Annotated in this window: 23 protein-coding genes and 1 pseudogene; 12 read left to right on the top strand and 12 right to left on the bottom strand. The window is 62.6% G+C overall.

Annotation, left to right across the window (positions count from 1 at the left end; all coding sequences use genetic code 11):
* Positions 1 to 110 precede the first annotated feature (110 nt).
* Positions 111 to 326, bottom strand: coding sequence for a hypothetical protein (locus ACPFMA_RS14265; protein ID WP_425928020.1), 216 nt, complete (start codon positions 324 to 326; stop codon positions 111 to 113).
* 213 nt (positions 327 to 539) lie between these two features.
* Here ACPFMA_RS14265 and hflK (ACPFMA_RS14260) point away from each other — a divergent pair, with 213 nt between their 5' ends.
* Genes hflK (ACPFMA_RS14260) through ACPFMA_RS14245 form a run of 4 tightly spaced genes read left to right on the top strand, consistent with a single transcriptional unit; the run spans position 540 to position 6,511 of the window.
* Positions 540 to 2,528 (top strand): protease modulator HflK, encoded by a 1,989-nt coding sequence (gene hflK, locus ACPFMA_RS14260; RefSeq protein ID WP_425928019.1) that lies wholly within the window; start codon positions 540 to 542, stop codon positions 2,526 to 2,528.
* Positions 2,525 to 3,523: a protease modulator HflC gene (gene hflC / locus ACPFMA_RS14255; protein WP_420056496.1), complete on the top strand. Its 999-nt coding sequence runs from the start codon at positions 2,525 to 2,527 to the stop codon at positions 3,521 to 3,523. Before hflK (ACPFMA_RS14260) ends, hflC begins: the two co-directional genes overlap by 4 nt.
* Positions 3,520 to 4,548: a protease modulator HflK gene (gene hflK / locus ACPFMA_RS14250; protein WP_425928018.1), complete on the top strand. Its 1,029-nt coding sequence runs from the start codon at positions 3,520 to 3,522 to the stop codon at positions 4,546 to 4,548. Before hflC ends, hflK (ACPFMA_RS14250) begins: the two co-directional genes overlap by 4 nt.
* A 13-nt stretch (positions 4,549 to 4,561) precedes the next feature.
* On the top strand, positions 4,562 to 6,511 hold the full coding sequence (locus ACPFMA_RS14245) for a heavy metal translocating P-type ATPase (RefSeq protein ID WP_425928017.1): 1,950 nt from the start codon (positions 4,562 to 4,564) through the stop codon (positions 6,509 to 6,511).
* 62 nt (positions 6,512 to 6,573) lie between these two features.
* Here the strand turns inward: ACPFMA_RS14245 and ACPFMA_RS14240 are convergent, their stop codons facing one another.
* From ACPFMA_RS14240 to ACPFMA_RS14215, 6 genes are all read right to left on the bottom strand, one after another.
* Positions 6,574 to 7,188, bottom strand: coding sequence for a class I SAM-dependent DNA methyltransferase (locus ACPFMA_RS14240; protein ID WP_425928016.1), 615 nt, complete (start codon positions 7,186 to 7,188; stop codon positions 6,574 to 6,576).
* A 145-nt stretch (positions 7,189 to 7,333) separates the two neighbouring features.
* A complete protein-coding gene (locus ACPFMA_RS14235) occupies positions 7,334 to 7,825 on the bottom strand; it encodes an NUDIX hydrolase (protein WP_425928015.1) in 492 nt (163 codons plus the stop codon).
* A 15-nt stretch (positions 7,826 to 7,840) separates the two neighbouring features.
* The gene (locus tag ACPFMA_RS14230) at positions 7,841 to 8,491 is read right to left on the bottom strand and encodes a DUF7002 family protein (protein WP_425928014.1); all 651 of its coding nucleotides are present in this window, start codon (positions 8,489 to 8,491) and stop codon (positions 7,841 to 7,843) included.
* Positions 8,492 to 8,494: 3 nt separating this feature from the next.
* Positions 8,495 to 10,174 carry an adenylosuccinate synthetase gene (locus ACPFMA_RS14225; protein WP_425928013.1) on the bottom strand — a complete coding sequence of 560 codons (1,680 nt, stop codon included), beginning with the start codon at positions 10,172 to 10,174 and terminating at the stop codon, positions 8,495 to 8,497.
* Between the two features lie 3 nt (positions 10,175 to 10,177).
* Positions 10,178 to 10,714, bottom strand: a complete 537-nt coding sequence (locus ACPFMA_RS14220) for an AAA family ATPase (protein ID WP_081263268.1) — start codon at positions 10,712 to 10,714, stop codon at positions 10,178 to 10,180.
* A gap of 513 nt (positions 10,715 to 11,227) precedes the next feature.
* The gene (locus tag ACPFMA_RS14215; protein WP_425928012.1) at positions 11,228 to 12,136 is read right to left on the bottom strand and encodes a LysR substrate-binding domain-containing protein; all 909 of its coding nucleotides are present in this window, start codon (positions 12,134 to 12,136) and stop codon (positions 11,228 to 11,230) included.
* Between the two features lie 131 nt (positions 12,137 to 12,267).
* Here ACPFMA_RS14215 and ACPFMA_RS14210 point away from each other — a divergent pair, with 131 nt between their 5' ends.
* Positions 12,268 to 12,567 (top strand): DUF2790 domain-containing protein, encoded by a 300-nt coding sequence (locus ACPFMA_RS14210; protein WP_425928011.1) that lies wholly within the window; start codon positions 12,268 to 12,270, stop codon positions 12,565 to 12,567.
* A 91-nt stretch (positions 12,568 to 12,658) separates the two neighbouring features.
* Positions 12,659 to 13,147 (top strand): DoxX family protein, encoded by a 489-nt coding sequence (locus ACPFMA_RS14205; protein WP_425928010.1) that lies wholly within the window; start codon positions 12,659 to 12,661, stop codon positions 13,145 to 13,147.
* A gap of 49 nt (positions 13,148 to 13,196) precedes the next feature.
* Here the strand turns inward: ACPFMA_RS14205 and ACPFMA_RS14200 are convergent, their stop codons facing one another.
* Positions 13,197 to 14,018: an NADPH-dependent oxidoreductase gene (locus tag ACPFMA_RS14200; protein WP_420056504.1), complete on the bottom strand. Its 822-nt coding sequence runs from the start codon at positions 14,016 to 14,018 to the stop codon at positions 13,197 to 13,199.
* 753 nt (positions 14,019 to 14,771) lie between these two features.
* Between ACPFMA_RS14200 and dapA the strand changes: the two genes are divergently transcribed.
* The gene (gene dapA, locus ACPFMA_RS14195; RefSeq protein ID WP_425928009.1) at positions 14,772 to 15,635 is read left to right on the top strand and encodes a 4-hydroxy-tetrahydrodipicolinate synthase; all 864 of its coding nucleotides are present in this window, start codon (positions 14,772 to 14,774) and stop codon (positions 15,633 to 15,635) included.
* Here dapA and ACPFMA_RS14190 read toward each other — a convergent pair whose 3' ends face one another.
* Positions 15,636 to 16,277, bottom strand: coding sequence for a dTMP kinase (locus tag ACPFMA_RS14190; RefSeq protein WP_425928008.1), 642 nt, complete (start codon positions 16,275 to 16,277; stop codon positions 15,636 to 15,638).
* A 141-nt stretch (positions 16,278 to 16,418) separates the two neighbouring features.
* Here ACPFMA_RS14190 and ACPFMA_RS14185 point away from each other — a divergent pair, with 141 nt between their 5' ends.
* Both ACPFMA_RS14185 and ACPFMA_RS14180 read left to right on the top strand, forming a co-directional pair.
* Positions 16,419 to 17,621, top strand: a complete 1,203-nt coding sequence (locus ACPFMA_RS14185; RefSeq protein WP_425928007.1) for a zinc-dependent alcohol dehydrogenase — start codon at positions 16,419 to 16,421, stop codon at positions 17,619 to 17,621.
* 14 nt (positions 17,622 to 17,635) lie between these two features.
* Positions 17,636 to 17,918, top strand: a pseudogene (locus ACPFMA_RS14180) (short chain dehydrogenase); the annotation flags it as partial.
* Positions 17,919 to 18,104: 186 nt separating this feature from the next.
* On the opposite strand, the gene ACPFMA_RS14175 reads toward ACPFMA_RS14180, so the two are convergent.
* The gene (locus ACPFMA_RS14175; RefSeq protein ID WP_420056508.1) at positions 18,105 to 18,629 is read right to left on the bottom strand and encodes a hypothetical protein; all 525 of its coding nucleotides are present in this window, start codon (positions 18,627 to 18,629) and stop codon (positions 18,105 to 18,107) included.
* 171 nt (positions 18,630 to 18,800) lie between these two features.
* On the opposite strand from ACPFMA_RS14175, the gene ACPFMA_RS14170 reads away from it, so the two are divergent.
* The gene (locus ACPFMA_RS14170) at positions 18,801 to 19,658 is read left to right on the top strand and encodes an SDR family oxidoreductase (protein WP_009405380.1); all 858 of its coding nucleotides are present in this window, start codon (positions 18,801 to 18,803) and stop codon (positions 19,656 to 19,658) included.
* Here ACPFMA_RS14170 and ACPFMA_RS14165 read toward each other — a convergent pair whose 3' ends face one another.
* Positions 19,659 to 20,714 (bottom strand): M28 family peptidase, encoded by a 1,056-nt coding sequence (locus ACPFMA_RS14165; protein ID WP_425928006.1) that lies wholly within the window; start codon positions 20,712 to 20,714, stop codon positions 19,659 to 19,661. It abuts the gene before it with no gap.
* A 197-nt stretch (positions 20,715 to 20,911) separates the two neighbouring features.
* Between ACPFMA_RS14165 and ACPFMA_RS14160 the strand changes: the two genes are divergently transcribed.
* Together ACPFMA_RS14160 and ACPFMA_RS14155 are read left to right on the top strand one after the other, a co-directional pair.
* Positions 20,912 to 22,666 (top strand): glycoside hydrolase family 15 protein, encoded by a 1,755-nt coding sequence (locus ACPFMA_RS14160; protein ID WP_425930598.1) that lies wholly within the window; start codon positions 20,912 to 20,914, stop codon positions 22,664 to 22,666.
* A 96-nt stretch (positions 22,667 to 22,762) separates the two neighbouring features.
* Positions 22,763 to 23,227, top strand: coding sequence for a hemerythrin domain-containing protein (locus ACPFMA_RS14155; RefSeq protein WP_009405377.1), 465 nt, complete (start codon positions 22,763 to 22,765; stop codon positions 23,225 to 23,227).
* Between the two features lie 43 nt (positions 23,228 to 23,270).
* On the opposite strand, the gene ACPFMA_RS14150 is transcribed toward ACPFMA_RS14155, so the two are convergent.
* Positions 23,271 to 24,377, bottom strand: coding sequence for a Gfo/Idh/MocA family protein (locus tag ACPFMA_RS14150; protein ID WP_425928005.1), 1,107 nt, complete (start codon positions 24,375 to 24,377; stop codon positions 23,271 to 23,273).
* Positions 24,378 to 24,461: the final 84 nt, after the last annotated feature.

Here is a 24,461-nt window from a genome sequence, read left to right as displayed (position 1 = left end):
CTAATGCTCTGCTGACGCGTGATGACCTGCCATTGAAGGATTGGACAGCCACGGTGCTGCCGTCCTGGCGCAAGCGCCGAACTTTACCGCATAAAACCTGCGCGCAGGGCTCAAGTGCGGGGTGTTTCGCCAAGCTGCGCGCGAACCTGTTCGAGATCGTTCTCGATCGTGCTCAGTTGCATGTCCACGTGTTCTGCTGCCCTGGTCATATAACTGACCTGGGCTTGCAGGCGCTTGAGGCCTTCAAGGTGGGCAGCGATTGCGTCGCCCAGTCGTGCGCCTTGCAGTAATTGCCTTGTCCGTAGGGGTTCGTTGGGCAAACTCATCGGAGATTTCCTTGGCAGATTTAGGTTCGGTTTATTTTTTGACCCTTGGCATGGGCGGATGGTTGCTTGCCGTTTGCAGTCTCTGAACTGAAGATGAAACTTGAATCATTTAGTTACATTAACACGACTTTTTCACAAGCTCCGCTATAACATAACCCGCGCACCCAGCCCCAAGAACCGGTCGATAAGCCTTCCCGGAGTTCCCGTATTCACATGAGCGCCAAACCAGCCAGCACGGACGGGCAGTTCGAGGAAACACCGCGCTTTCAACAAGCCTCCCTGCATACCCTTCGCCTGGCCCGCCTGGTCCAGGGCTCGACATTGACTGCGGCGCTGCTGTGGCTCGGCGCACTGTTTATTGGCGTATTCGATCCGGCAAGCCAATGGGTAGTGGTGCTGGCCATGAATGCGGCGGCCCTGGTGCTGTTGGCAGCAGCAGGACGTTCAGCCTGGGCCGTGGCCAGATGGCGCGCCGAAGCCATCGGTCACCAAGCCGTGCGCCTGGCCCTGTGGAGCGCTTCGGACAATCCCGACGATCCGCCCCTCAGTGCACTGGAACGCGGCCTGTTGCGCATTGGCCTGGCAGGACGGCGCCAGTTGCAGCGCCTGGGCAGCGAAGCGCTGTGGCTTGCAGGCTTGGCGGTACTGGCGCTGGTAATGGTCGCCAGTGCCTGGCGCCTCGACCTGCCGGCGCCGGCCGCGGCGGGTCAACTGCACTGGCTCGCGGGCGGTGTGCTGGCCCTGGCGGCGTTTGCCTTGGTGGTGGCGGAGCGTCATCTGGCCAGCGAGAACCCGGTCGTGTGGCCGGAAGCCGCGGACCTGGCGGCACAGATCCGCTGGTTGGTGGCCGTGCAGGTGCTATCGATCGCCTGCCTGCTGTTTACAGGCGGCGAGCGGCTGTGGCCGGTACGCCTTGCGGTGCTGACCGGCCTGTTGCCGGGCGCCCTGGCCATGGAACTGATCCTGCGCGCGCTGTTTTCCGTATTTAGCCCCAGGCGCGCCGGGCAGGAACCACGCCTGCTGGCCCGCAGCCTGGTGTGCGGCCTGTTGCAATGGCCGCCACGCCCGCTGGCGTTCCTGCGTCACGAGCTGCACCAGCGTTTCGGCATCGACCTGCGTCAGGTCTGGGCCTTCGACTTCATGCGCCGTGCCGCGTTGCCGGTGCTGGCCTTGGTCGCCATGGTGGGCTGGCTGTTGACCGGAGTGACGCAGATCGCGATGGACAATCGCGGCATCTACGAGCGCTTCGGCAACCCGGTCGAGGTGTGGCAACCCGGGCTGCATCTCGGTTTGCCCTGGCCGCTGGGCAGGGTCCTGGTGGTCGACAATGGCCAGGTCCACGAACTGGCGACCAGCGGCGACGCTGCACTGGCCGACCCGCTGGCCGATGCGGAAGGCCCGGCGCCCGCCGCGGCGAACCGTCTGTGGGATGCCAGCCATATCAGCGAGAATGCCCAGGTTATCGCGGGCGACGGGGGCGGCCGGCAGAACTTCCAGATCGTCAATATGGACGTGCGCTTCATCTATCGCATCGGCCTGGACGACCGCGCCGCGCTGGCCGCGACCTATCACAGCACCGACGTCGCCATGCTCCTGCGCACCATCGCCAACCGTGTGCTGGTTCGCGATTTTGCCAGCCGGAGCCTAGATGGCGTGCTCGGCGCCGAGCGGCAGGCGCTTGGCCAGGATATAGGCGCGGCCGTCCAGGCGGATCTGGATCGCCTGGACAGCGGCGTGCAGGTTCTCGTCACCTCGGTGGAGGCAATTCATCCGCCAGCAGGCGCGGCCAATGCCTACCACGGCGTCCAGGCTGCACAGATCACCGCCCAGGCCCTGATCGCCCGTGACCGAGGCAAAGCCACCGAACAAAGCAGCCAGGCATGGACCAAGGCGACCGGCCTTGACCACCAGGCCACCTCCAGCGCCCATGAAACCGAAGCCAGGGCGCGAATCGCCGAGCTGCGCTTCAGCGCCGAACGCAGCGCCTGGCAGCAGGCAGGACAGGCCTTTGTCCTCGAACAGTACCTGGACCATCTGGCCAAGGGCCTGGGCAAGGCCAGCAGCCTGATCATCGACCACCGCCTCGGAGCTGCGCAGGCCCCGACCCTGGACCTGCGCAGCTATGCATTCCCCGTGGACCCCACTGCGGGCCCGGGCACAGGCAAACCCGCAACCCGACCTGACCAGGAGCGTGCCCATTGAGCCACGATCACGCCGATCACTCCCATGCCCATGGCTGCGGCCAGGATCATGCCCATGACCACGCGCATGAACGAGCCGCCACCGGGCCGACCTGGCGCCGCCTGCTGGTGGCGGGATCACTGGCTTTGGTCATGCTCGCCGCCGCTTGCCTGGTGCAGGTACGCACCGGCGAGGCCACGGTAGTGACCCGTTTCGGCAACCCCGCACGCGTTCTGCTCGAGCCCGGCCTGGCCTGGCGCTGGCCGCTGCCGTTGGAGAACACCGTGCCGGTGGACCTGCGCCTGCGTACCACTTCGAGCGGCTTGCAGGACGTCGGCACCCGGGACGGCCTGCGCATCATTGTCCAGGCCTATATCGCCTGGCAGGTGGAGGCCACGCCGCAAAGCGTCAAGCGCTTCATGCGCGCGGTGCAGAACCAGCCCGACGAAGCCGCGCGGCAGATCCGCACGTTGGTCGGCTCGGCGCTGGAAACCAGCGCCAGCGGCTTCGAACTGGCCGACCTGGTCAACGTCGATGCGAGCAAGGTGCGCCTCGACGCCTTCGAGCAGCGCCTGGGCGAACAGATCACTGGCCAGTTGCGCGACACCTATGGGGTCAAGGTGGTGCAAGTGGGCATCGAGCGCCTGACCCTGCCCAAGGTCACGCTGGAAGCGACGGTTGACCGGATGCGTGCCGAGCGCGAAACCATCGCCACCGAGCGCACCGCCGAAGGCAAGCGCAAGGCCGCCGAGATCCGCTCCGCCGCTGAACGCGATGCACGCATCATCGAAGCTGACGCCAGCGTCAAGGCTGCGGATATCCAGGCTCGCGCCCAGGTCCAGGCCGCACAGATCTATGGCAAGGCCTACGCCGGTGCGCCCGAGCTGTACAACCTGCTGCGCTCGCTGGATACCCTGGACAACCTGGTCAATCCGGCCACGCGCCTGGTCCTGCGCACCGACGCCGCGCCGTTCCGCGTGCTGGTGGACGGTCCGCCAGCAGGAGCGAGGCCATGAGCAAGCGAGGGCAGGGGAGTGCCGCGCCCTGGCTGCAGGCCGGACGCATCGGTTTCATCGCGGTGTACGGGGTGACCTTGCTGGCGGCGCTGGGCTGGCTGTTCGGTAATGTCCGCGAGATCGGCCCGGAAAGCCGTGCGGTGGTCCTGCGCCTGGGCGCCGAGCTGCGCATCCAGAATGCCGGGCTGCTGCTGGCCTGGCCACGGCCGTTCGAGCAGGTACTGATGCTGCCATCGGCTGGGCGCGTCACCGAGCGCCGGGTCGAACTGCTGCTGCGCTCGGAAGCGGCGGTCAAGGCCGATCACGATGTGAAGCTGGCCGGCGATGCCACGGCCGGCTCCGGCTATCTGCTGACCGGTGACGCCGGCATCGTGCAACTGGACGTGCGGGTGTTCTATCAGGTCAACGAACCCTATGCCTTTACCCGGCAGGGCACTCATGTCGAGACGGCGCTTGATCGCCTGGTGGAGCGCAACGCCGTACAGATCTGCGCCTCGCGAGACATGGATACCATCCTGGTCGCCCGCCCCGAACTGGTCGGCACCGACAGCCAGCTTGCCGAACGCCGCGAGCGTTTGCGTGGCGACCTGCAGCACGGCATCAACCGCAGCCTGGCGGCGCTCAAGGCCGCCGGCACCGACCTGGGCATCGAGGTGGTCCGGGTCGATGTGCAATCGGCCTTGCCCCAGCCAGCCGTCAATGCCTTCAACTCGGTACTGACGGCCAGCCAGTTGGCCGAGCAGGAAGTGGCCGGCGCCCGCACCGACGCCGCCCGCCGCCTGCAGGAGGCCACGCAGAACGCCGACCGCACCGTGCAGGTGGCCGAAGCCGAAGCGCGGGAACGCCTGTCCCGCGCACAGGCCGCGACTGCGACCATCGTCGGCCTCGGTCAGCAGGACGACCCGGGCCTGATGCTGCGCCTCTATCGCGAGCGGGTTCCGGCGATCCTCTCCCGAGCAGGCTCGGTGACCCTGGTCGATCCGCAGGACAGCGGTCGTCTGATCCTCGACGGTCCCAAACCTTGATCAAAGGACTCCAATGAGCGCCCATCACCACCATCACGGCCACGACCATCACCACCATGGCCACCTGCATCTGGGCACCGGCCTGCTGTCCGGGGACGAGCGCCGCCAGGCCGCACGGCAACTGAGCCTGGCCATGATCGCCCTGGGCCTGCTTGGCCTGGGCCTGCTCTGGCGCTGGCTGGCTCCGGGGCAGGACAGCGTGGCCGATGTATTGCTCGGCATAGCCTCGCTGCTGGTGGCAGTACCGGTGTTGCGCTCGGCCTGGCATAGCCTGCTGCACCCGAGCCTGCACGGGATCACCGACCAATTGATCGCCCTGGCCATGCTCGGCGCCTGGGCCACCGGTGACCTGGCCACTGCGGCACTGTTGCCGATCATCATGATCCTCGGCCACGTGCTCGAAGAGCGCAGCATGCTGGGCTCGCAGGAGGCCATCGAAGCCCTGGGACGCCTGACACGCAGCCAGGCGCGCCTGCTCGATGCCAGTGGCCAGGTGCGCGAAGTTGACAACGCCAGCCTGGTACCGGGAGACCTGGTGGAAATACGCGCCGGTGACCGGGTGCCTGCCGACGGGCAGGTACTGGAAGGCCAGGCCAGCCTCGATAACTCGCCGATCACCGGTGAGGCACTGCCCCAGGAAGTCGGGCCAGGAGCGGACATCCACGGTGGCGCGATCAACCTCGACGGGTTCTTGAAAGTGCGCATCAGCCGGGTCGGCAGCGACTCGACCCTGGGCAAGGTGATCGCCCTGATGCAACGCGCCGAGCAGGCTAAGCCGCCGATCACCCGGTTGCTTGAGCGATATGCCGGTCGCTACCTGCTCCTGGTATTGCTGATCGCCGCGGCTACCTGGTTCATCACCAGCGATGCCCAGGCCATGCTGGCGGTGCTGGTAGCGGCCTGTCCCTGCGCGCTGGTGCTGTCGGCTCCGGCCACGGCGATTGCCGGCATCGCCGTGGCGGCGCGGCACGGCATCCTGATTCGCGGCTCGGCGTTCCTCGAAGAACTGGCGGACCTGTCGTCCCTGGTGATCGACAAGACCGGCACCCTGACCCATGGCTCGCTGCACCTGCAGCGCATCATCCCGGCGGGCAGCGAACACCCGGACAGTGAAATCATCGAGCTGGCCGCCGGTCTCGGGGCAGCGAGCAGTCATCCGGTGAGCCGCGCATTGGCGCGCCTGGTGCCTCACCAGCAATTGCCGACGCTGAGCGACGTGCATGAACGCCAGGGCTTCGGCGTGGTTGCCAGGACGAAGCGGGGAGAGGCCGCACTGGGTCGCCCGGAACTGTTCGCGCAACTGGGCATCGCCATTCCGCCGATTCCGGAACACGACGGCCCTATCGCCGGCCTCGCCCTGGAGCGCCGCTTCATCGCCTGGCTGCTGCTCGCCGACACGCTACGGCAGGAGGCCCCGCAAGCACTGGCGCAACTGCGTGAGCTGGGCCTGCACCGGCAACTGCTGCTGACCGGCGACCGGCAAAGCGTTGCCGAAGCGGTTGCGCAGCAGGCCGGTATTACCCAGGTAGTCGCCCAGGCGCTGCCCGAGGACAAGCTGCATCACGTCAACCGCGAATTACAGGCCGGCTTCCGGCCCATGGTGGTGGGTGACGGCATCAACGACTCGCTGGCACTGAAGGCTGGTGCAGTGGGCGTGGCAATGGGGGCGGGCGGGGCGGATATTGCCCTGGCAGCGGCGGATATCGTACTGATCAACGGCGATCTGCGCCGGCTGGGCACCTGCGTGCGCTTGAGCAGGGAATGTCGGCGCACATTGCAGTGGAACGTGGTGATCGGCCTCGGCTGGACCCTGGCGATAGTGGTGGCAGCGGCCTTTGGCCTGCTCGGCGCAGCAGGCGCGATGATCGCGGCGTTGCTGCACAACCTGAGTACCTTGCTGGTGCTGGGGAATGCCGGGCGGTTGTTGCGGTTCGACGAGACAGGCGTGGAGAGTGGGTCTTGAGGGCTAGTGTTTATATAACTCAATTAAATATTCATTTAGTTTAGTTATAAGTCGGATGAATATCAGTCCGGCAGGGCACGAACCAGCCAGACGGTCAGGCCGCCGCTTTCCGGATCCTCGGCAACATGATCCAGCACCACGAAACCATGGCTTTTCAACAATGCCCGGTACTCCTGCGGATCAAGGCTGGCGTGATACAGCGTCTCGCCTTCGAGTTCGCCAAGGGCCTCGCCATGGCTGGGGCCACTGGTGAACATCAGCAATGCACCGGGCGCCGCGTGGCGTTTGAACACCTGAAACATCCGGCGCTGGTCCTCGTGCACCAGATGAAAGAAGCTGTTCCAGGCCAGGATGCCGGCAAACTGGCGGTTCAGCGCTACGCTGCGCATATCCCCGTGAATCCATCGATGCCCGGCAAAACGCTCGCTGCACAAGGCGATCATTTGCCTCGAAGAATCCACGCCGGTCAACCCATGGCCGGCTTCGATCAGATAGCGCGCCACGGGCTGGCCGGAACCGCAGCCAAGGTCGAGGATGGCCGAGCACGGAGGCAGCAGTGAATGAAAACGTTCGATCCATTTGCGTTCGATCAATCGATCGCCACGCAGACGACTCCAGGTTCGGGCATGGCGTTCGTAAAGTTCGATGATGCGCTCGGCGGATGGGTGGTGCGGCATGGATGGCAATCCTGGATCGATGCAGGGTTTGAAATGTAGTGCAGGGTTGGGCTGATTGGAAGGCATGAAGGTTCGTATAATGTATATTATGTTAAATTAAATGCAATGTCAGAAATGACATGCTCCTGCCGATGCTGGGTATCTTTCACCTCGGCCACCGCAGGTGATCAAGATGTCCTTTGACCGAAGGCTTATGCGCTAGGTCAAACAGGATCGCTAAGTCGTGCGGGATAACCTGCTCCTTAGAGGCTGCCAACTCGCTCAGTGTCCACCATCTTACGTCACGTACGACCTCGCGCTCCTGATCACTCCATAGCGCTCTCGAACACAGCTCATCCTTCACGCGAACCACGTAATAGTGTTCAACGGCGAGAACCTCCTCACCATCTGGCATCTGCCAGGGGAACTCCCTGTGTGCCACACAATGTCCAACAGTCCGTGTCATGACGCCAGTCTCCTCATGAAGCTCACGAATGGCTGCGTCCTCAAAGGACTCGTCGTCTCGCAAACTTCCACCGGGAGTAGCCCAATAGCTCCTGCCCGCCAAGAGACCACTGTCGTAACGAATGTTGAAGAGCAGCAGCCGCCCCTTGTCACTGATCAGCAAAATGCGGGCAGATAACCGGCGTCGCTGCATTTCCCCTCCCATAAACTATTCAATCACACCCAGCACATCACTACCCCGCATCCGCCGAACTTCAAGCACGAAATCAGCAATGTCTGGGACGGCATAATCAACCACGAGCTCCACAACGTTTTTAACCGGTTTCCCAGACCGCTTAACCGGATAATCAAGCACTCGGCGGAAAATGTCAGTACCACGTCGATGCGGCATGGGCCAAGTGTTCCCCGAATTCATATGGCACAGCCAGATGCTTTCCGCATAGGCCGGGATGAATCTCGCTGAATCCAGCGTAAGAACATCGTGTTCGAGCCTGCGGTAATCGCGAGCACCGAGCAGACGATGCAACCTAGCTTCTTCAGCCCAGAAGAAGACCTTATTGTTGATCAACTCATACCATTGACGTGGCGTCGTTCCATCTGTGAGTGCCTGAAGCAAACGTCCTTCAGGCATAGGCTTCTGATCGCGGAGCACAATATCAAACGGGTCACCTGGCCTCACATTCATTTTCTCACTGCGATGCTCGCTCTCGAATGAAACGCGGTCATCACCCTTAACTGAAAGATGGTCAAGGACTGCCGTCGCGCTCATCAATCCACGCGCGCGGATGCTATCCCAAGCTCCCCGCTCCGCCATGTGATAAACCCGCGGGTAAAGCTCAATCAACATGTCGACATCCATGCTTCACCTCCTCCCTGAGCGTGCAGTCCAATTCCGTCGATCAATCAAGGAACGTAAATCGCTGGGATCCGGGTCGCGTGTAAACCTTGTATTTATGAGCGAAACTGGAGCTTGCGATATACGTTCAAGTTCCTCCACAAATTTGATCGTTTCAGGATCCAACTGCTCGAATCGCCTGGCATTACGGTTACTCGCCTTGAGGTAATCCGCAAAGGTCAAAACAATGTCGGTGGGCGCATTGAGCGCGCACGCTTTTCGGAATTGATCCCACTCAAACCAACCAACTCGCCGATTGCGACGAGTTGTCGAAGTCTTCTCAGCGGTGTTTAACGCTTGAGCATCCAGGCCCGCCTTGCGTGCAATTTCATCAAAATTCGTTGCATGCTTGAGCCTCCCTGACGTGTGTCCCTGGTCTCCATCTGGGTCACCAACACGAATGGGCATCGGTCGGATAACCATTAGAATTTTACGAATCCTGCTGGGTGAGATGCCGGCCTCCGCAATGCAGCCTGCAACGTTCGTGTCTCTGGACGTGACGTGCGGATAATCGCCATGGAAAATACTCAAGCCACTACCTTGAGTACCCTCAAGCAAAATGGAGTGACCGCTGCGATAGGCCTCCTCCAAGCGGTCGGAGGTGCATCCATGGTAATTACCCAAGACACCTACATAGGGGCGGAGCTCTTCTACGTCTCGCGCGAGCCTGCCCCCTTTACCTCTGTCCAAGATGCGACGTGCAGCCGCAGCCCCGCTTCCACTTCCCGTAGAGGCAATAGTTGATACCAAATGTCCTTTCCTCTCTGTAACTATGTCCTCATCCTCAATAATGAGGGCCTGAGGATCGATGAAGAGCCGGTCTTCGCGGATACCGCAATCCTTGATTTCCTGCAGGAGCCCAGGCAAATGAATAGTCATGCCTGGTCCCAGGAGCAACCGGGCAGTTACGTCGCGCGACCCGGAAGGTAAATGATGGTAGGTATAGGTGCCGGCGGAGTTGACCACGGTATGCCCAGCATTGGGGCCACCTACGCGAACCATAACGTCGTACTCACGGGCCAAGTATGAAACGATATTGCCCTTACCTTCACTTCCATACTGACCGCCGATCAGCACATCCACGCATCTGATATCAGGCGGCGTATACAGATGCAAACGTGCAGCCACCCGCACTAACGTGTCGCTCGAATCTGAACGCTCGGTATAGATTCGGACATCCGCATCTTTCTTCAGCGCATCGATCTCGGCCGGATCATTGAGCTGGTTGACTTGGTCATAGGTGGCTGAAGACTCTCCAGACTCTGATCGCTCCGCGTAACGCGCCCTAAGTGTGGGCTCACTCGCATAAAGGTGAACATGCACCAAGTTTGCGCCAAAGGTCAGTCGAAACTGCTGTACTTCGGCGAGCGAGTTCAAATTATCAACGACCAAGGGACCGCCATCCTGATCCTCCAAGCAGATTGCCTTGGTAGCTTCCAGCATCCATTGCGCATTCCCGGAATCTGTCAGCTTGCGGCGCCGGTCTGCGAGTGCCGTTTGAGGCATGTTGAGGTTCCACTCAGCATCCTGAGAAACTCGACGGTCGCGAACGACCCTAAAGCCAAATTCTTTTTGAAGTAGACGGGCCAACCCGCTTTTGCCACTACAAGACTTGCCACTGATCACGACGATCTGCCGACTCTCCATGCGCTAGCTCTCCCAGGTCTTCAAGATCTGATTTGCGATTTCAACCAATATGAGCTCGTCAGTGTCCACAACCTTGTCAGCATGAGTCGCGAGTGAGCGCGCACTTTGCTCGTTTGGATGCGATATATTGGCTTGGTACTGCGCAAGTCCTACGCCGCGCTCTGCGTATCGACGTTGAAGCACTGACTCTGGTGCAACTACGTGAACATGCCTGATTGATTCAGTGTAATTGAGCCTGAACAGCTCTATCTGACGAGGCTTGCGTACGGCATCCAAGATCCAATTATCTATGTGAGGCTGAGCATCGATGATTGGCCGTGCCACCGACTCTATGATCCAAGAAAAGTCTGTAGCTGCATCCAGGGCATCACCAAGTTCTTGAAGCTGCTGGCGGTCAATCGGCTTGCTTCGGGCAACCAACTGTTCGCGAAGAAACGCTCCGCTGCTGATTGCCGCGAACCCGTAATTCTCTTGCAGAAATTGGGAGATCGAGGACTTGCCACTGGCCATGGGGCCGCTTAAGAGGAGGATGCGCTTCACCGTGACAGTCCCTATCTATGAGATGCAATTCACATTGAAGCGTAGCTGCTTTGCCAGCAAACGATGGCTTTTTGATATGTATCTCACACCAAAGTCAGCAGAGCCCGAATCAGAACCTAACCAAGTGGAATAATCAAGGCACCCCTACTTTGTCGGTCAACACCGATTCTCTTGCAGTACCAACGAAGTTCATGGCGACCGGGACGAGTCACGTTTCTTGAGGACAGATTCCCGTATCCAGTCGAAGCTGCAGCTTCCATGTTGCTCCCAAGCAATGGATTCGACCATGTTCAAACAGCATTCCTTCATATTTATTTCGTATCTCATCAGTCATTGAGTTGCAAAGCATAATGTAATCGATGCGCTGGTTCCGAGATCGCGAGCACACTGAACTAAATATCAAAAAGTGCGGCCACTAAGCCGCGAAGAAAACCATCGCTGGTGGTGACTTTCTCTCTGACTTCCCGTGACCCACCCTCTCCCCCTCATCTATAAGCAATCGACCCCCACGCCTCAACCCAGCGGCCCAAAACGCTCGACATAGAGTCCCGACACCCAATCCACAAACACCTTGACCCGCGGCGACAACTGTCGGTGATAGGGATAGAGCACCGAAACAGGCAAGCCAGGGCTTGCCCAGTCCGCCAACACTTCCACCAGTTGCCCGGAGGCCAGGTATTCCTCGACGCGGAAGCGCGACACTTGAATCAGGCCGCAGCCATTCAGGGCGCAGGCGCGGTAGAGCTCCGCGTCGTTGACCGAGATCCAGCCCCCCGGTTCATAGTCCTGCACTTGTCCGTCAACCAGGAAACTGAACGGATAGCGGATGTCGTGGTTGCTGGCGAAAAAACCTACCGCCTGATGTTCCGTGATCGCTTCCGGAGAAGTAGGTATGCCATGGCGCTGCAGATAGGACGGGCTGGCGCAGACGACTTCCGGCATCAAGGCCAAGCGCTTGACCACCAGCGAGGAGTCGCGCGGGTTACCGGCACGCACTACGCAGTCGATACCTTCACTCACCAGGTCTACCAGGCGATCCCCGCAGCTGATCGCCAGCTTGATCTGCGGGTATCGGCGATGGAAATCCTGGATATGCGGCAGGATGATCTGCGACGCGTGGGAGCCGTGCAGGTCCAGGCGCAGCAGCCCTCGCGGATTGGCCGCCGATGTGCTGAGCGCCGACTCTGCTTCTTCCAGATCGCCCAGGATGCGCTTGCACCGATCGTAGAAAGCCTGGCCGTCGAGTGTGGGGCGAACTTGCCGGGTGGTGCGTTCGAGCAGCCGGGCACCCAGGCGCGCTTCCAGCTCCTTGATCGCCAGGGTTGCCGTGGCGCGGGGAATATCCAGGGCGTTGGCGGCCCGGGTGAAACTGCCCTGTTCGATGATGCGGATGAACAGTTGCAAGGTGTCCAGCTTGTCCATGGCAGTATCGATTGTTTTGGATGACTGAACAGTCTTACCAGATTGTCGGGATTTATCCAGCCCAGACACCCAAACAGAATGTCTTCCAGTGCAGTGGGCAAACCAGCCCCGAATTTGATGGGAGGCGAAGCATGAGTGAAGTCAAAAGAACGGCCCTGGTTACAGGCGCATCCCGTGGTATCGGTCTTGCCATCGCCACCCTGGCGCTGCTGACCTCGGCAAGCGCGCTTGCCGTCACCTCACAACAACCCATGGAAGTCCGCGCGTACCACTATGGCATGCCGCTGGACGTCACCAAGGTGCTCACCAGCGAAGTACCTGACACCGTCCTCTGTCAGGTGGTGGAAGCCAGGATGACTTACCTCGATTCGCGGGGGAACGTCGAAGCCATTACCTACCGCGCGCTATCCAAGGCCTGCAGCAACAGCTGATCGAGGACCGCAATGCCCGGCACTTCTGCCAACCGGCCACCGGGACCATCCAATCATCACCGCTACGACCACTCGCCAAGGAACCGCCCCCATGAAGCCCTTCGTCCGCAACGTCGATGCCTCGCCCAAATTGCTGTTCCCCGCTCTGGCCGGGTTCTATCAGCGTGGCGAACCACTGGCCTATGCGTCGCTTCGCGCCTGCCTGGGCATTGTCATGCTCAGCCATGGTTTACCCAAGCTGCTGCGCACGTCCCATGGTTCCATGGCCGACCCCATGGCCGCCTCCATCCGGCTGATCGAGACGGTGCTGCACCTGCCGTTTCCTGAGGCCTTCGCCATGTTGGTAGCGCTGCTCGAAGGCGTCGGTGGTGTACTGCTGGCCCTGGGCTTCGGCACCCGCGCACTGGCGGCGGCGATGGCGGTTCAAATGGCCGCCATCGCTTACATTCTCGGCCCCAACTGGCCCTGGATCGATCGTGGCATGGAGTATCCGGTCTTGATGCTGGTGCTCTTCTTCTACATCGCCTTTCGCGGCGCCGGTCCTTATTCCCTGGACCACCTTTTCGGACGTGAACTCTGAGGCATCACAGCCGACCTGATCACCATCGCTGAAGGGTTGAGCGCCCTCGCTAGCGCAGCCCGAACCCCATCCGCGCCAGTTCACCCAGAAGCGCCTCACGCCCGTGCAGGCTCGAAACATTGCGCAACCTGCTGACCACCTGCTCCGACCAGCCCGACGCCTTCATGCCCTCGCGTTGATAGAAGGCACCCAGGCGCGCATCGTATTCCGAGAGCACCTGCTCCTCACCGGTGGTCGTATAGGTTTCGTGATGCAGCACCGCCTGCTGTGGCAAGCGCGGCTTTACCTTGGCCGGACGCTCAGTGGAGGGATAGCCCACGCACAGGCCGAAGACCGGATAAACCTGAGGAGGCAGCCCCAGTTCCCTGGCGACGCCTTCGATGTCATTGCGGATGCCGCCGATATAGACACTCCCGAGCCCAAGCGACTCCAGGGCAACCACGGCGTTCTGCGCCGCCAGCGCTGCGTCGATGGTGCCCAGCAGCAGGCTTTCCAGGTACGGCAATGCCTCCAGTTCAACCCCTTGCTGCTCCGCGATACGCGAGACACGGGACAGGTCTGCAAGCCAGACCAGGAACAGCGGCGCCTGGTGAATATAGGCCTGGTTGCCGGCGAGTTCGGACAGACGCTTTTTGCGGCCGGCATCCTGCACCGCCACAACGCTCCAGACCTGGAGATTGGATGACGTGGAGGCGGACTGCGCCGCGGCGACCAACGTCTCGAGGGTGCCTTCAGGCAGAGGTTGATCGGTGAAAGAGCGGACACTGCGGTGGTCAAGCAACTGATCGAGGGTTTCGTTCCAGGCATCGAGCGGTGCAATGTCCTGCGCGCCGTAGCGTGCGGCCAGCTTTGACTGGGCGTTGGTTGTCATGGGAATCCTCCAAAATGATAGGAGGCTATCAAATATTTGCGCGCAGGACACGGGCTGGGCTGGAATGTTTCATCTGAGGTAAGAAGGCCCGTCAGTAGATCGCATCAGGGCTGGCAGGTGCTCGTCATGGCTTTTCCGGCGTCCTTGAGACCGAGCGCCGCCCGCGCGGCGCATCGCCGGCAACGCCGGCTCCCACATTTGTTGCAACGTACCTATGCCTGACAGGCCATAGTGATCGCATTGCTTGTACGACGCGATACCGCGTCGAGCCCAACAGCCTCCCCGCAGTAGATCGCCGAACATCCAAAGGCTGGCAACGGAGATCTCACAGGCCATGGCACGTTGCAACAAATGTGGGAGCGGGTTCACCCGCGATGCGCCGCGCGGGCGGCGCTCGATCTCAAGGGCGCTGAAGATCTCCCGGCATGCGCTCAGTGGCCATAACGCGGTTCTCAGACACTGTCCCGCTCGGGTGTTGACTAAGCGCCCGGACCTTGCGCATTATCCGGAAACATTTTCTCCAGCACAGAACCACCATGATCTTGAACAACGACGACATGCCTACTGCCCAGGGCCTCCACGCCCCGGCCAGCGCATGCCTGTCCGTTGCCAAGAAATCCAAGAAACAGCCGCTCATTTGACCGGGGCGCTGTCCCGTCAGATGAGCTGACAGGACAGATAGCGCAAGGTCTCCCCCGCTTGATTCCCCTTCTCTCCTCTGGCGCCCAGTTCGGTCTACCCGAGGAGTAATGCATGTCTGATTTGCGCGGTATCTGGGTTGCACTGGCTACACCCTTCCGTTCCGGCGAGGTCGATTTCGAGGCACTTCAAGGCCTGGCGAAGAAGCTGCTCGCCGAAGGCACACGGGGCCTGGTGGTGTGCGGCACCACTGGCGAAGCCGCCGCCCTGGACAAGGGCGAACAGCTTGCGGTGCTGGATGCGGTGCTGCAGGTCGCCCAGCCGCATCAGGTGATCATGGGCCTGTCGGGCTATAACCTGCAGGAGGTCCTGGCCTTCCAGGAGAAAATCCAGCAGCGCCAGATCGCCGGGCTGCTTGTCCCGGCGCCGTGCTATATCCGACCGTCGCAGCAGGGCATCGAGGCGTTCTTCCAGACCGTAGCCGACGCCGCGTCCGTTGCCCTGGTGGTCTATGACATTCCCTATCGCACCGGCGTGCGCATCGAGCGGGAGACACTGCGCAGGATCGTGCGCCACCCGAACATCGTGGCGGTGAAGGATTGTGGTGGCGACATCGAAACCACCCTGGCCCTGATCGGTGATGGTCATGCCCAGGTGCTGGCCGGCGAAGACCTGCAGATCTTCACCCATCTCGCCTTGGGCGGTGCCGGCGCCATCTCCGCCTCGGCGCATGTCCGGGCAGACCTCTACGTGCAGATGATGCGGCATATGGACGAAGGTGATGTCAGCGCGGCCCGGGCAGTGTTCCATCGGCTGTTGCCGTGGATCCAGACCGCCTTCTGCGAAGCCAATCCCGCCGTGGTCAAGGCAGCGCTCAGCGTGCAGGGTCTGATCGCCAACGAGCTGCGCGAACCCATGCAGCCCAGCGGTGCCCAAACCCTCGGACGCCTGCAAACGGTGCTTGCGGCGCTGCTCTAATCAGGGGTGGTCTTGCAGCCTTGGCGGTGGTGCTATCCGGCGTATCGCAGCCACCACCGCCAGGGTCGCTTCCTCCACCGTCCCTTCGTTGCGGCATAGGTACCATCCCTGCTGCAGCGCCGCCTGCTCGAAGGCCCGGGTAGCGGCGACATGCTCCTCCAGCCTGAGGATGACGGTGCTCCCCAGCCCTCGCGTGCGCGACGCTGCCCTTGCCCAGGACACCTGCGGATCGGTCAGCACGCCCACCGCCAGGTCCGGCACCTGTACGCCGCGCTCCAGGTTGATCCGCAACACCTCGGCAAACGGCACCCTGCGCCGGAATGCCGCCTCGGACGGGTACCAGCGGTCCATCAGGATGATGCTGCCTGCGGGTTGCCCGGGCAGGACCTGCCGGGAAATCCAGGCACGGCTGTCGGCAAGGCGTTCGCATACTTCAAGCTCCAGGTCCGCGTCGGGGTGCCGGGCGAGCCGATTGACCAGCGCCATGGTTTCGGCCCGGTGGGGATCGTTGTTTCGCTCGCTAAGGCGGATCACCTTGTGGCCGTCGGACCTCAGTACCCGGGTGACGGCTTCCAGTAGCGTGGTCTTGCCAGTTCCCTTGGGGCCATCCAGGGACACCAGCATTGGACGAATAAAGGACATGCTGAATCTCGCAGCGTACAGACGCCGGATTCTACAGGCCGCGGCCCGCTGCGGCGCACCTCCGATCAATCCGTGTGAACTTTGCCCCGCCTGCCGGCTTCCCCTGAATAGACCGTACCACCACCAAGGGAGTGACAGCGCATGAGAGCATTGACCTATCACGGCGCCAACGACGTCAGAGTGGATACCGTGCCGGACCCGCAACTACACGAGCCCGACGACATTATCCTGCGGGTTACCGCCACCGCGATCTGCGGCTCGGACCTGCACCTTTACCACGGCAAGATCCCCGAAACCGAGCATGGCGACATCTTCGGCCACGAGTTCATGGGCATCGTCGAAGACACCGGCAGCGCGGTGACCAACCTGCAGGTCGGCGACCGGGTGGTGATCCCGTTCGTGATCGCCTGCGGCAGTTGCTTCTTCTGCAACCAGGACCTGTTCGCCGCCTGCGAGACTACCAACACCGGACGTGGCGCCATCATCAACAAAAAAGCCATTCCACCAGGCGCAGCGTTGTTCGGCTACAGCCACCTGTATGGCGGCGTTCCAGGCGGGCAGGCCGATTACGTGCGGGTGCCCAAGGGCAACGTAGGGCCGTTCAAGGTGCCGACCAGCCTGGCCGACGACAAGGTCCTGTTCCTCTCCGACATCCTCCCCACCGCGTGGCAGGCCGTGGTCAATGGCGGCGTCGGCCAGGGTTCGTCGGTGGCCATCTATGGTGCAGGCCCGGTTGGCCTGCTCAGCGCAGCCTGCGCGCGCATGCTCGGCGCCCAGACCATCTTCATCGTCGACGACAACGACTATCGCCTGGCCTACGCCCGTGAAGCCTACGGGGCGATCCCGATCAACTTCGAGCAGGACGACGACCCGGCCGACAGCATCATTCGCCAGACCCCGGGCATGCGCGGGGTGGACGCGGTGATCGATGCGGTCGGTTTCGAAGCCAAGGGCAGCACCACCGAAACGGTGCTCACCGCGCTGAAGATCGAAACCAGCAGCGGCAAGGCGCTGCGCCAGTGCATCGCTGCGGTGCGCCGCGGCGGCGTGGTCAGCGTGCCCGGGGTCTACGCCGGCTTTATCCACGGCTTCATGTTCGGCGATGCGTTCGACAAGGGCCTGACCTTCAAGATGGGCCAGACCCACGTGCAAAAGTACCTGCCGGAGCTGCTCGAACATATCGAGGCCGGGCGGCTGCAACCGGAAATGATCGTCACCCACCGCCTGGCCCTGGAAGAAGCGGCGCTGGGCTACAAGATGTTCGACCAGAAGGAGGATGACTGCCGCAAGGTCATCCTGGTGCCGGGTGCGGCGGCCGGAACCCTGGGCAAGGATTACGTATGAAGGAGAACGCAACCATGATCGATCCAGCAACAGGCATGAAGGCCGGCGAACGCTACCAGGTGGAAAGCATCGAGCGCGCCCACCAGTTCCCGGGGTTTTTCCTCGATGGCAAGTACTACCTCGGCCCTGAACTGCTCACGGCAGTGGGCTGGCTGGAGGGCACCCGCTTCATCTACGACAGCCTCGATCCCGAGGGTGAGCCGGTGTTTCCGGACCGGGTCGCCGGGGAGATCCGCGACCTTGCCCTGACCCTGGTAGACGGTGCCGTGCTGCCGGTGACGCTGGTGGAGGCTTCGGCCTTCGTCGAACCGGAGGACGGCTGGGAGCCCGTCGAACAGGCTTCACCGAAGTTGCACAAGGTGCCAGGCCTGCTGCTGGCCGGGGCGATGGTGCTGCTGGGCGGCGTTGCCCTGGCAACGCTGAAGCGTCGCAGGTACTGAAGCCGCATCGATCGATACGGGGCCGGCAAGGCCCCGTATTCCTTCAGGCCATCTGGATATACACCGAGTAGCTGCCCAGCACGATCCAGAACACCAGGAAGATCCACGGCGTGCGTAGGGAAAACAGCAGCGACTTGCGATGCCCGACCCGCGAGGTTTCCGCCTCGCTGAACAGCGGCGACTCGTCATAGGCCAGGCCCATCATCGGCTCGCTGCGCAGCAGATGGCTTTGCTTGAGCTGCCAATGCTCGATGATCTTGAACGCCGCATGGATGCCCGGCCAGGCATTGAGTGAACTCAACACGCCGAGCAATGCCAGGAACGGCGCGACCATCAGGGTAAAGCTCGGACCCCAGCCGGGATTCAGGTTGCCCATGCACGACACGAAGGCGATCACCAGGAACGATTGCGCGGTGAGGTAGGCGTCGGTGCGGTTGGCCAGGATGCTGGTTTCGTACTGGATCTCGCGGCGGTAGAAATCCAGGCGTTCCTTGGGCGAACCGAACATCATGGCATTGCGCTCGTTGATCTCGTGTTCGGGGGTGGACGGGGTGATGATGCGCGGCACTCGATGCTCCCGGTGGCATTTGAACGTCTGCGGTAGAACCAGGCACGGCATAAAGATTCAGTGGAATCGCGGCACAGGACCGCTCGTCGCACCGACCCGGAATCCACCTCAACCCTGCACGGCCCTGTCTTTCGAATCCATATCAGCCTTATCGATCGAAGGAGAATCGCCATGCACGACTACCCTACCCCGCCTTTCCCCACCCAACCCCAGGACGTCCCCGGCTCGCAGCGCAAGATGGAGCCATACCCCGACTGCGGCGAACAAAGCTATACCGGCAGCGGTCGCCTGCAGGACAAGATCGCCCTGATCACCGGCGGCGACAGCGGCATTGGCCGCGCCGTGGCGATCGCTTACGCACGCGAAGGTGCGGATGTGGCCATCGCCTATCTTGACGAGCATGAAGATGCCCAGGAAACCGCACGCTGGGTAGAGGCTGCCGGGCGCCAGTGCCTGTTGCTGCCTGGCGACCTGGCGAGCAAGGCGCACTGCCAGGATATCGTCGAGAAGACCGTGGGCCGGTTCGGCCGCATCGACATCCTGGTCAACAATGCTGCGTTCCAGATGACCCGGGAAAGCCTGGACGACATCGACGACGAGGAATGGGTGCGCACCTTCGATGTGAACATCACCGCCATGTTCCGCATCTGCAAGGCCGCGTTGCCGTCCATGCCTGCCGGCAGCTCGATCATCAATACCAGCTCGGTCAATTCCGACGACCCGACCCCGACCTTGCTGGCCTACGCCACCACCAAGGGCGCCATCGCCAACTTCACCGCAGGCCTTGCGCAGTTGCTCGGCAGCAAGGGCATCCGCGTCAACAGCGTCGCGCCGGGTCCGATCTGGACGCCGCTGATCCCGGCGACCATGCCTGAAGACGCGGTGAAGAACTTCGGCTCGCAAACACCGCTTGGCCGTCCGGGCCAGCCCGTCGAGGTGGCGCCGATCTATGTGCTGCTCGGCTCGGACGAAGGCAGCTATATCTCGGGCTCGCGCTATGCGGTGACGGGCGGCAAGCCGATTCTCTGATCAACCGGCCTGCGGCCGGATCAGGTATTCCACCAGACTGGCCGCACAGGCTGTTATGCCGTCCATCACGACCATCTCGAAACCGTGGGTATTTTCCGTAGGAATGGCGATGCAGCCCGCGCGGGCATCGATGCCGCTGCTGAGCACCGCGCTGGCATCCGAGGCAAAATCTACCAATAGCGCCGCCTGTGGGTCATACCCTGCCCGCGTGCAGGCCGCGAGCAAGCCCTGTACCACGCTGCGGCTGTAATAGCCCTTTTGGTCACCCGTATTGACGATCGGGTCGGCGCACAGGCGCGTGCCGTACTCGTCGAGCACAGGCCCGACCTCGACGGCGAGGGTAGTGTTGCCCGGCAGCCATGAAGCGGCGTACATGGCACCGGCATTGGATTCCTCCTCCATCGTGGTCAACACGAACCAGACATCCTGCTGCAGTTGCTCGCGCCGCTCGACCAGGCGCCTGGCGCATTCGATGACCGCGACCAGCGGCGCGCGGTCATCGAGAAAGTGCGCTGCAATACAGTCCCCTACCCGGAAAGGCTTGCGCCAGTGCTGGCTGAAAACCACACGGGTGCCAGGGCGAACCCCGGCGCTTTCGAGCTGCGCCCTGGTCTGGCGGGTGACGACATGCACATCCTTCCACTGCACCGCGCCGTTGAGCACGTCACGCCCGTTGGCGCTGTTTCCGCTGTTATGCATGGACCCGTAGGACAGCACTCCGGGACACACCAGGCGGTCGCCGAGGATATCCACCGGGCAGACCCCGAAGCTGATCGGCTGCGCGCCGCCCAGCGCCAGCACTTGCAGGGTGCCGTCGGGCATGACGTTCTTGACGATCATGGCGATCTCGTCCAGATGCGCCATGACCCTGATCGACGAGGCAGGGTCGGCGTCGCCCCCGGCACGGATCACTGCGACCAGGTTGCCGGCCTCGTCGATGCGGGTTTCATCGCAAAGCGGCTCCAGCATCCGCTGGCAGATCACCCGCACCTCGTCCTCCTGGCCACCGGGCCCACGAGCGGCCAGCAGTTCTTCCAATAGCGTGGCGATATCCACCCTTGCAGCTCCCTTGTGCGTCGATGCTGCGGTTGACCGCCGCGCGCGGCAGCGCGTTCAGCCTGATTCCGGACGAACTCCCGGCTTCGCTGGCCTGTCCCAGAAACAGACCCCACCGTTCAAGAGGCCGCACCGTGACCACAGACTCGACCCCTGACACCCAACACGGCGAACCTCGACGCGACCAGGGCGGCTGGCTGCTGCTGGAGGAATATGCGGCGCTGGGCGATGGCCGCTCGGTGGCGCTGATCGGACTGGATGGCTCCATCGACTGGTGGTGCGTGCCGCACATGGACTCGCCGCCCTTGTTCGACCGCCTGCTGTCGCCCAGGACTGGCGGCTATTTCGCGATCACCCCCTGCGAGGCCTTTCGCACCGAGCGGCGCTACCTGCCCGACAGCAACGTGCTGGAAACCCTGTTCATTACCCCCAGCGGCCGCGCGCGCCTGGTCGAATCCTTGAACAGCGGCCCGGCCGGGCGCCTGCCCTGGGCCGAACTGGCGCGGCGCATCGAAGGCCTGGAAGGCAGCCTCGAGTTCGATGTCGCCATCGATTTCGGCACCCAGGCCGACACCGTCAGCCCCTACCTGGCGTCGAACGACAATGGCTGCGTGTTCTATGCCGGCGACATTCTCGGGCTGTTCCTGCATGACGAACGGCTGGCCATCCAGCGCAAGGACGATCTCGGCGTCAGGGCCCGCGCCCGGGTCTCGAAGGGCGAGAAAACCGTGCTCGCGCTGATCGCCGGGCACAACGAGCCGTTGGTGGTACCGGCATTGGAACTGATCGACCAGCGTATCGACGGCTCCGACCGCGAATGGCGGCAATGGGCAACCACCCTGCACTACGACGGACCGTACAGGTCCACGGTGGTACGCAATGCCCTGGCATTGAAACTGCTGCTGTCCTCGCCCAGCGGTTCGATCATGGCGGCGGCGACCACGTCGTTGCCCGAGCGCATCGGTGGCCTGAAGAACTACGACTACCGCTTCGCCTGGATCAGGGACGCCAGCTATACCATCGAAGCCTTCATCGGCATCGGTGCGCAACCGGAGGCCAAGGCGGCCTTCACCTGGTTGTTGCGCCGCCTCGGCGAGCACGGGCCGCGGGTGTTCTACACACTCGATGGCGCCCTGGGCGAGTGCGTGCGGCCCGTTGACCTGCCCGGCTACAAGAACTCCCCGCCAGTGGTCGGCAACGACGCGCGCGACCAGCTCCAGCACGGGGTGTACGGCGATATCTTCGAAACCGCGCGCTGCTTTATCGACAGCGGCAACATCCTCGACACCTCCAGCGCCATGATCCTCTCGCGCCTGGCCGACCAATGCGCGGACCGCTGGCGTCAGCCAGACGCCGGGATCTGGGAGCTGCAGCAAAGCCGCCACTACACCACCTCGAAGATCAGTTGCTGGCAGGCACTGAGCCGGGCCATCGAACTGGCTGATGGCGGGCACCTGCCGACCACCTGCCGCGAACGCTGGCAGCGCGAACGCGAGCGGGTCCGGGCGTGGATCGAGAAGCACTGCTGGAGCGAGGCGCGCCAGGCGTACCTGTTCTACCCGGACAGTGATCGCCTGGATGCATCCGTGGCCCTGGCCGTGCGCTTCGGCTACCCGTCGGTGGAACGCTTGCGCAGCACCCTGGACGCGGTCCATGAAGAGCTCGGCGCCGGGGCTTTCCACTATCGCTACAGCCAGGCCGCACAGGAGGAAGGGTGCTTCCTGGCCTGCACCTTCTGGCTGATCGAGGCCTGGGCCCTGCTCGGCCAGGACGAGCGCGCCCGGTCCGCCTTGCACGATGCGCTCGCGGGCCTTGCCCACGGCGTGGGCATCTACTCGGAAATGATCGATCCCGGGCTGGGCCATTTCCTCGGCAACCTGCCCCAGGGCCTGACCCACCTGGCCGCCTTGCGCGCCGCACTGGCCATCGGCGGCCAGGGGCCGCAACGTTGATCGTGCCGGCCATCATCGGCATTGAACCCTTTCGCTTGAACCCGGCTCCATCCCTGTGCAAGACCGTGTTTATCCAGCCCATGAAGAGGTGAATCCATGAACGCTATCGAGCTGCTGACCAAGGACCATGAACTGGTGAAAAAGCTGCTGGAGGAGCTGTCCTCCACTACCGAGCGCGCCGTCAAGAAACGCGCCGAGCTGCTGCACCGCATCGAGCAGGAACTGCAGATCCATACCCAGCTGGAAGAAGAAATCCTCTATCCGGCCATCAAGCAGGCCGGCGGCAAGGAAGAGGCGAAGATGTACTACGAAGCCAAGGAAGAACACCGTACCGTCGACTCCCTGGTGATTCCCGACCTGCTGGAAACCGAACCCGGAACGGTGGAGTTCGCCGGGCGGGTCAAGGTCATGAAGGAGTTGCTCGAGCACCATATCGAGGAAGAGGAAAGCGAGCTGTTCCCGACCGCGAAGAAGCTGCTGGGCAAGGCGAAGCTCGATGAACTGGGCCAGGCCATGGAGATGCAAAAGAAGCTGCTCAAGGGCGAGCAGCGCGCGGCCTGATGCAACATGCCTGCGCGCCCCGCCAGGCGCGCAGGCTTGAGCCCTACTGCGTAGGCGATTCGGTATCGATGAAGGGCGGAACCTGCGCCAGCGGGAATTCCCGACGCTGCTCACGCTGCGCAGTGCGCCTCGACTCCAGCGGTTCCAGGCGCTGCGGCTGCCCGCTTTGCAATGCCCTCTCGATCGCCATCACCACCCGCACGTCCCGCCATCCTTCTTCGCCATCGGGCTCCGGCTGCCGGTCCTGCAGGATGCAATCGGAGAAATACGCGGTTTCGCCGGCGAATTGATCGACCACCGGGTGCACCTGCTCTCGGGTTTCGCCGTCCAGGGTGGCACGGTAACTGATCGCTACACCCTCCCCATAACCGAAGCAAGGCGACGCTTCGATCTCACCCTTGGTGCCGAGCAACTGGAACCGCTCGCTGTCGGGCAGGCAGTAGCTCAGGGTGAACTGCGCCAGGCGTTCCCCCGGAAACCGCAGGCTGACCGTGACCGTATCCCAGGTGTCCACGGCGCTGCCGGGTGAATGGACACCGATGGCCGACACTTCGATCGGCTCGGCGTTGAACAACTGGCGAACCATGTTCAACGGATAGGGGCCCATGTCTGGCACCGGGCCGGCGCCGAAGCCGCTGTGCGCCCGGTGATTGGTGGGCTTGACCGTCTGGGTGAAGGTAGAGGTGAACAGCCGCGGGTCGCCGAAATCACCGGCGCGGACCCGACCGATAATGTCCAGGGTGCCCGGCTCGCAATGCAGGCGATAGGCAATCATCAACTTGGCCCCGGAGCGTTTGGCGGCGGCGATCATCGCCTGGCAGTCCTCTTCGCTGGTAGCCATCGGCTTTTCCAGCAGTACGTGGATCCCCGCCTCCAGGGCCGGTACCACGAACTCGCGATGACGGAAGTTCGGGGTGGCGATGTACAGCGCATCGACCTCGCCTGAGGCCAGCAACGCGGCGTAGTCCTCGTAGGCGTACGCCTTGAGGCCGTATCGGTCGGCCAGCTTCGTGGCCTTCTGCGGATCGCCGGTCACCAGCGCAGTCATTACCGAGTTGTCGGTCTGCCCGACGCCGGGCATGAACGCACCCTGGGAAATCGAGCCGCCCGCCACCACGCCATATCGAATCTTGCCTTCTGCATTGGGCATGTTGCCCTCCTTGTAGTCTTTGACACGCAGAAGTGTTGGCAAGGCGCAGCCCAGAGCGGTTCCATAAATTTGCTTGAACCGCGC

Origin of the sequence: Pseudomonas sp. NyZ201 (assembly GCF_049860765.1) — a bacterium.
Classification (GTDB): Bacteria; Pseudomonadota; Gammaproteobacteria; order Pseudomonadales; family Pseudomonadaceae; genus Aquipseudomonas; species Aquipseudomonas bharatica.
Note: the sequence above shows the minus strand (reverse complement) of the source record. Positions and strands in the feature narration are given on the sequence as shown.